Here is a 6,805-nt window from a genome sequence, read left to right as displayed (position 1 = left end):
TGGCCCTTGGCAACGAGTCCCTCTTCCTGCCGTTGGTTCAATTGTTCCCAGGGAAACTTGGTGAAAGCACCCCAGGCCTCGTATTCCTGCATGGTGAAGGGAGCCCGGCCATCCGAGCGGACATGGGCAGCGAGTTCCCCCAGCGCTTCACGCACGTTGTACAGCTCAGGTTCCACAGTCCTGCCGCCTTCCACCGAGCCGGGCAGGTCCTGGCGGTAGTCCGGAAAGTTATCCAGGAATATGAACTTCAGCCCGCATTCCTCTTCGGTGAAGCGGAGCATGGTATCGCCGAAGTTCAGTGCCGCATCCAGGAGTTCGTCACGGCCCCGGCCGCGGGCAACAGCGCGGACGTACCGGGCAGCCGCTTCCTTGGAATCGCTCAGCCCCGCTGCGCGGGCATGGTGGTTGTCGGCCACCCACAACATGCCTCCTGAGACGGCAGATGTGCCGCCCAGCAATGCGGTTTTTTCAAGCACGACGACGGACTTGCCGCCACGCGCGGCCGTGGCCGCTGCGGTGAGGGCGCCGGCGCCGGAGCCGACAACCACCACGTCATAGGTATCGGAGGGTGTGCCGTTCAGGAATTTCATGGTGGAGCCTCTCATGGGTCGTGAAGAATCGGGCGTCTCAGACGGCCGTATAGCCGCCGTCGATGACCAACTCGGAGCCGGTGGTGAACCGGGATTCGTCGGAGGCCAAATAGAGCACGCCGTAGGCGATCTCGTCTGGTTCGCCTTGGCGTGGTAGCGGGTTTCCGCCCACCAGTTGCTGGTAGTAGGCCTCCGCGCCGATGTCCGACTGCTCGGCAGAATGCCGGCTCATCCTGGTGTTCATGGAGCCGGGGTGGATGGAGTTCACCCTCACCCCATAGGCGCCATAGGCCGCGGCATCGGACTTGCTCAGGAGCCGGACGGCTCCCTTGGTGGCGTGGTAGAGCGGGACGTTGCGCCCGCCGGTCAGTCCATGGATGGAAGAGAAATTGATGATGCTGCCGGACTGCTTGGCGATCATGCCCGGAACAACGTACTTGGTCAGGAGCCACACGCCTTTGACGTTGACGTCGAAAATGAGGTTGAAGTCATCCATGACGGCCGTGTGGCTGGCACCCGCGGGTCCGATGATTCCTGCCGCGTTGACCAGGATGTCCGGTGCGCCGAGGTCTGAGGTCAGTTGCTGCACGGTCCGGGCCACGCTGGCTTCACTGGTGACATCGACGTCGTACTCGGTGATATGTGGATGGCCGGCCATTGCGGATGTTCCTGCCCGGTCCAGGCTGGCAACGATCGCTCCGTGACGGGCCAGCAGGCGGGCCGTGGCACCGCCAAGATCTCCCCTGCCTCCAGTGACTACGGCGACCTTGCCGGCCACGCGCCGGCCGTGGGCCTCCTGGCCTGTGTCCGTTGTTTCTTCCATGGCCAACTCCTCCTGCCGCGGCGTTGCGGCTGCTGAATCCGGGGTACGACGCAGGGCAGCACTGAACAGGGCCCAAGGGCCGTGATGTGGTGGGTATCGGGCATGTTGTCCTGCTGGATTCCACTCTGCCAGTGCTCTTGTGAGCGGAACCACAGGGTTACCGATGATCGGGAATCAGATGCTTCCGTTGCTTTGCCGTACGGCGCCTTTGAGCTCGCCGCGCCATCCAAGCGCGCGTGAGATGCCGCGCGCCGAAGTCATCAGCACCGGCACGCGGGCGGCGACGTTTTCCTCATTTCGTGGAACCACCACGCTCAAGGCGGCCACCACGGTATTCGCTCGACCAAAGACCGGGACCGCAATTCCGCTGGATTCGGGAACGATGATCCCGGGCATGGAGGCAAAGCCTCGTTGCCGGATGTGCGCGAGGTGGCGGCGCAAGTCAGTGGGATGGGTCAGGGTGTCATCGGTGAATCTCGCCAGTGGACGGGAGAGGAACAGGTCCTGGTACGCAGGCTCCGAGTAGGCCAGCAGCACCAGTCCCGACGACGTTCCGTGAACCGGAAGACGGCCGGCAACTTTGGTGATGTCCACCAGGGAATCCCTGGAACCGATGCGTTCGATGTACAGCACCTCGTCTGAATCCAGGATTCCCAGGGTGGTGGAGTGCTGGACCACGGACTGCACGTCCTCCATGAAGGGCAGCGCCGCTTCCCGGAGGCCCAGCATGGGTGAGCTCCTGGACACCAGTTCCCACAGCCGGGTGCCGATCCGGACCTCGCCGCTGGCGTCACGCTCCATCAACCCTTCCGCAAGGAGCTCGTCCACCAGGCGGTAAGTGGTGGTGACCGGGAGTCCCGAGCGCCGGGCCAATGTTGCCACGCTCATGGTGAGGTGGACGTCGTCGAACGAACCCACCAAGCGGACCAGGCGCCGGATAATCGACTCCCCCGAGGACGAGTTGGCCATGTCAGCCTCCGGACTTCACGCGTGAGACGAACCGGAACCTGTCGCCGCGGAACGTACTGCGGGTCCATTCGACCGGAGTGCCCATGGCGTCCCGGGCCAGCCGGTGGACCACCAGGAGGGGCGCACCCATCTCCATCCCCAACAGCCTGACATCTTCCGGTCCGGCCAGGGCGGTTTCCACCGTGTCCTCGACGTCTGCAACACGAAGGCCATAAACCTCGGCCATCACGGCATAGAGTGATCCCGACGTGGCCAGATGGGACTTCAATCGAGGCAGCTTGCCTGGAAGCCACGCGACCTCGTGCGCCAAGGGCTCCTCGTCAATCAAACGGATGCGTTCCAGCCGTGTCACAGGATCGCCGGGTTCGAGGCCCAATCGTGCGGCAACGCCAGCATCAGAGGTGAAGACACCAAGGGCAAGCATCCTGGAATCGGGGCGCAGCCCCTGGCTGCGGGCGTCATCGGAGAAGGACGTCAACTGCCTCACGTGGGTCATCTTGGGAGGTGCCACGAAGGTTCCATGACCTTGGATGCGACCCAGCTTTCCCTCCGCCACGAGCTCGCTGATTGCCTGCCTGACAGTGGTACGGGACGTCGTGTATTTCTCTGCCAATGCACGTTCGGTGGGTATCAACGTTCCCGGCTTGAGGCCGGCGATAAGCCCAAGTACCTCGGTCTTGAGGAGGTAGTACTTAGGCGTTCCCGGAACGAGGTCTGGCGGCATATTGGACATCCTACTTGTAGACAACATTATTGGTCTATGCCAATCTGAACTGGGCTAAGGTGGACCACACCTGATCCTGCATGGCCAAAACGAAGGGGACGTCCGTTGGAGGAAGTACAACAGTCTGGCACGGAGGCTTTGGCGATGACGCCGGCAGTCCTCGGCCTGCACATCGGCGGTTCCAAGACCCATGCTCTCAGGTGGGACGGAACCCAGGCAGACGGGGAAGGCGTCGAAATCACCGAAGCGAGCGCCAACCTCTCCTCCGTAGGCCACCAAGGAGCCGACGCAGTCCTGCGCAGGATTGCGGCAAAGGTGGGCGGGGGCATCGAAGCCGTGTGCGCCGGTGCCGCGGGCGCGGACACTCCGGCCAGCCGGGCAGTGCTGTCCGCCCTGCTGACCGAACACTTCCCGGGCGCCCGCATTGAGGTGGTCCATGACACGCGCATCATTCTCGCTGCAGCAGGCTTGGACGCCGGCGTTGTCCTGGTTGCAGGTACCGGCTCAGTTGCCTGGGGCCGCAACGGCGACGGCATGGAAGCCCGCAGCGGCGGCTATGGCTACTTGCTGGGCGATGAAGGCGGTGGATACTCCGTGGTGCGTGACGCTGTCCGTGAGGCGCTGCGTGAGTACTACGCAGGGCTGGAGCCCGGCACGATGGTCCGCGCACTGATGACAGCCACCGCAAACGTGGACGCATTGCAACTGATGGATTCCTTCTACGCAAAGCCGGAGCCCGACCATTGGGCCGTTGTGGCCCCCTTAGTCCTGGAACTGGCAGCGGAAGGCGATCACGCCGCCGAGCGCATACAGGCTGAGGCCGCCCACCACTTGGCCGCTTTGGCACGGCAGGTCCTGGGAGAACTGGGCCTGGACCTGCCGCTGGTCATGGCCGGCAGCCTGTTGGTGAACCACACCCAACTGGCTGGCGCCGTGGCCAGGAAGGTCTCCATAGAGGATCCATCATCAATCCGTATTCTCTCCCAAGCCCCCGTTCACGGGGCGGTGGAGCTGGCCCGTCAACTGATCAAAGCTCCAGATGTGAACAGGTGATCCGCAAAGGTAACGGGAGTAGTCTGGAGCCATGCCTTTCACGATCGGTGGTTGGTGATGGTGACGCGGTCCAAGCAGCGGTGGCTGCCTGCCGTGGTGATCAGCGTGGTTGCAGCGCTGGCCGCGGCTTTTGGCTCCGTCCAGGCCGGGGCTGCCGCATCCCTGCCCAGCAAGACCGTTGACGAAATTCTGGCCATGATGGCATCCACCGAGGTCCGGGAGTTTTCCGGAACCGTGGAACAGTCGGCTGCTCTGGGCCTGCCGGAGTTGCCTGCGACCGGCCCCGCCCCGGGCGCCGTCTCTGCCATGGAGTTGTTGGCGGGAACACACACTGCCCGTGTCTTTGTTGATGGTCCGTCCAAGGCCCGTTTGCAGATCCTGGACCGCATGGCCGAACGCGACCTTGTCATTAATGGCCGCGACGCCTGGTTCTACAACTCGGCGGACAACAGCGCTGTCCATCTGAGGGCCCCTCTTCCCGCCGGACCCGGTGACCTGACGTCCAAGGACCTGCCCATGCCGGAAGCCATGGCAAGCCGCTTCCTGGCCGCCATAGATGACAGCACTGAGGTCTCCGTCGGTGATTCCACGTCAGTCGCCGGTCGCAGCGCATACCGTCTCAGCCTGAACCCCCGCAGCAATGCCACCTTGGTGGACTCCGTGGCGATCGACGTCGATGCCGAAACCGGACTTCCTCTGGGAGTTCAAGTGCGGGCGAAAGGTCAGGACGACCCCGCGTATTCGTTGGCCTTCACGGATGTGGATTTGTCCACTCCCGACCCATCGCTGTTCGACTTCACTCCGCCACCGGATTCGGCCGTGACCGAGAAGGAAGTCCCTGCCAAGCCTGCACCTGCCATGACTGCACCCGCTACCCCGCAGGACGCCCCGGAACCCAACCGGCCCCGCCCCACCACTTCCGGTGAGGGGTGGGATACGGTGATTGCCTATCCGGCGGGCTCTGCACCGGCAGAACTCTCAGCCAACCCGCAACTGTCCCAGGCTTTGGAACCTGTTCCCGGTGGCCGCGCGTTGACGACCTCGCTGTTAAGCGTCCTGATTCTTGACGACGGCCGCGTCTATGCGGGCATGGTGCCCCTGGAACGGCTTCAGTCAGCCGCTGCCGCCCTGTGAACGAAGCCGCCCTTACTGACTTCGCTATTCAAACGCGTGGCCTGGTTAAGCGCTTCGGCCACCGCTCGGCCGTGGACGGTATCGATCTGGCGGTCCCGAACGGTTCCGTGTATGGCTTCCTTGGGCCCAACGGTTCGGGAAAGACCACCACCATCCGGTTACTGTTGGGACTGGCTTCGGCCAGCAGCGGCGACATCCGCGTGCTGGGCCAGGAGATGCCGAGGTCGCTTGCGTCCGTCCTGCCCGAGGTCGGCGCCCTCGTGGAGGGCCCCGGGTTCTATCCGTTCCTCTCGGGTATGGGCAACCTGATGCGCTTGGATACCGCTGACCGCCATGCTGCCTCGTCCACGCGGCGCCAACGGGTCCACGACGCCTTGGAAAGGGTTGGACTCGGCCACGCTGCGGGCAAGAAGGTCCGCGCCTATTCTCTGGGCATGAAGCAGCGTCTTGGCCTTGCCAATGCCATGCTCAGGCCGCGGGAATTGCTGGTCCTGGATGAACCAACCAATGGACTGGACCCGCAGGGCACCCGTGAGGTGCGGGGCCTGGTACGTTCCCTGGCCGCGGGCGGGACCACAGTGTTCGTTTCCAGCCATCTGCTGGCGGAGGTGGAACAGATGTGCACGCACATTGGCGTGATGAGCGCGGGGCGTTTGGTGGCACAAGGCCCCTTGGAAGAGTTACGCTCCGCCGGGCAGGCCCATGTGGTGGTGCACACGCCCGACGTCGAACGTGCCGCCAGTGTCCTGGCGCGCCTCGGGTTGGTACCCGGCGAAGCTCCCGGCACCGGCAGCCGCTGGGGAACCACAGCCGTGTTGGGCACGGGCCTCAACGGCTTGGAACCTGAGGCGATCGTGGCCGCACTGGTAGCAGGCGGCGTCCGGGTCCGTGGATTCGCTGTGGAGAATGCCAGCCTGGAAGACCGCTTTGTGTCCTTGACCGGAGAGGGGTTCGACGTTGTCGGCTGAACCGGGCGCACAGCACGCCACTGCCACAGTCCGTCCCGAAGCGGGTTGGGCATTGCTGGGTTCGGAACTGTCAGTGCTGTTCCGACGCCTCCGCACCTGGGCCATGCTGATCGCACTTGCCGCCGTTCCCGTCCTGATCGCTGTGGCCGTGAGGTTGTCATCGCGCCCCGCAACCCCCGGACGAGGACCCCTGTTTTTGGATCGCATCACCCAGAACGGCCTCTTCGTTGCCGTGACCGCTTTGGTGGTTTGTGTTCCGCTGTTCCTGCCACTGACCGTTGGCGTAGTTGCCGGTGACACCATAGCCGGCGAAGCGAACGTTGGAACCCTGCGATATCTCCTGCTGGCTCCCGCGGGACGGATCCGCCTGCTGTTGGTGAAATATGCGGGGGCCGTCGCCTTCTGTTTCGCCGCCACGGCTGCCGTGGCAGTATCCGGCGCCTTGGCCGGCGTCGTACTTTTTCCTGTGGGGCCGGTGACGCTGTTGTCCGGTGACACCATCAGCGTGGGCGAGGCCGCCGTGAGATCACTGCTGATTGCTGCC

General features: G+C 64.0%; 8 protein-coding genes. 4 read left to right on the top strand and 4 right to left on the bottom strand.

Translation table 11 applies throughout. From position 1 onward, the window contains the following. The 4 genes from HP499_RS18465 to HP499_RS18450 form a co-directional block, all read right to left on the bottom strand. Positions 1-590: FAD-dependent oxidoreductase (locus HP499_RS18465; RefSeq protein ID WP_172325644.1), on the bottom strand; the 590-nt coding region annotated here is incomplete at its 3' end. A gap of 37 nt (positions 591-627) precedes the next feature. Further along, on the bottom strand, positions 628-1,413 hold the full coding sequence (locus HP499_RS18460) for an SDR family NAD(P)-dependent oxidoreductase (RefSeq protein ID WP_172325643.1): 786 nt from the start codon (positions 1,411-1,413) through the stop codon (positions 628-630). A 174-nt stretch (positions 1,414-1,587) separates the two neighbouring features. Continuing rightward, positions 1,588-2,382: an IclR family transcriptional regulator gene (locus HP499_RS18455; protein ID WP_172325642.1), complete on the bottom strand. Its 795-nt coding sequence runs from the start codon at positions 2,380-2,382 to the stop codon at positions 1,588-1,590. Between the two features lies 1 nt (position 2,383). Further along, positions 2,384-3,115 carry a GntR family transcriptional regulator gene (locus tag HP499_RS18450; RefSeq protein ID WP_172325641.1) on the bottom strand — a complete coding sequence of 244 codons (732 nt, stop codon included), beginning with the start codon at positions 3,113-3,115 and terminating at the stop codon, positions 2,384-2,386. 135 nt (positions 3,116-3,250) lie between these two features. On the opposite strand from HP499_RS18450, the gene HP499_RS18445 reads away from it, so the two are divergent. The 4 genes from HP499_RS18445 to HP499_RS18430 form a co-directional block, all read left to right on the top strand. Next, positions 3,251-4,159 carry an N-acetylglucosamine kinase gene (locus HP499_RS18445; protein ID WP_172325640.1) on the top strand — a complete coding sequence of 303 codons (909 nt, stop codon included), beginning with the start codon at positions 3,251-3,253 and terminating at the stop codon, positions 4,157-4,159. A gap of 60 nt (positions 4,160-4,219) precedes the next feature. Continuing rightward, complete coding sequence (locus HP499_RS18440) at positions 4,220-5,293, top strand: DUF2092 domain-containing protein (RefSeq protein WP_172325645.1); 1,074 nt, start codon at positions 4,220-4,222, stop codon at positions 5,291-5,293. Beyond that, the gene (locus HP499_RS18435) at positions 5,290-6,261 is read left to right on the top strand and encodes an ABC transporter ATP-binding protein (protein ID WP_172325639.1); all 972 of its coding nucleotides are present in this window, start codon (positions 5,290-5,292) and stop codon (positions 6,259-6,261) included. The genes HP499_RS18440 and HP499_RS18435 overlap by 4 nt, the downstream gene beginning before the upstream one ends. After that, a partial coding sequence (locus tag HP499_RS18430; protein ID WP_172325638.1) for an ABC transporter permease occupies positions 6,251-6,805 on the top strand: 555 nt, incomplete at its 3' end. The genes HP499_RS18435 and HP499_RS18430, both read left to right, overlap by 11 nt.

It is taken from the genome of Paenarthrobacter sp. CM16 (genome assembly GCF_013179505.1).
GTDB lineage: Bacteria > Actinomycetota > Actinomycetes > Actinomycetales > Micrococcaceae > Arthrobacter.
This window is presented reverse-complemented; position numbering and strand designations above follow the sequence as displayed.

Coding starts and splice junctions, on each gene's coding strand:
- HP499_RS18460 (WP_172325643.1), bottom strand. CDS start 1,413: ATGGAAGAAACAACGGACACAGGCCAGGAGGCCCACGGCCGGCGCGTG.
- HP499_RS18455 (WP_172325642.1), bottom strand. CDS start 2,382: ATGGCCAACTCGTCCTCGGGGGAGTCGATTATCCGGCGCCTGGTCCGC.
- HP499_RS18450 (WP_172325641.1), bottom strand. CDS start 3,115: ATGTCCAATATGCCGCCAGACCTCGTTCCGGGAACGCCTAAGTACTAC.
- HP499_RS18445 (WP_172325640.1), top strand. CDS start 3,251: ATGACGCCGGCAGTCCTCGGCCTGCACATCGGCGGTTCCAAGACCCAT.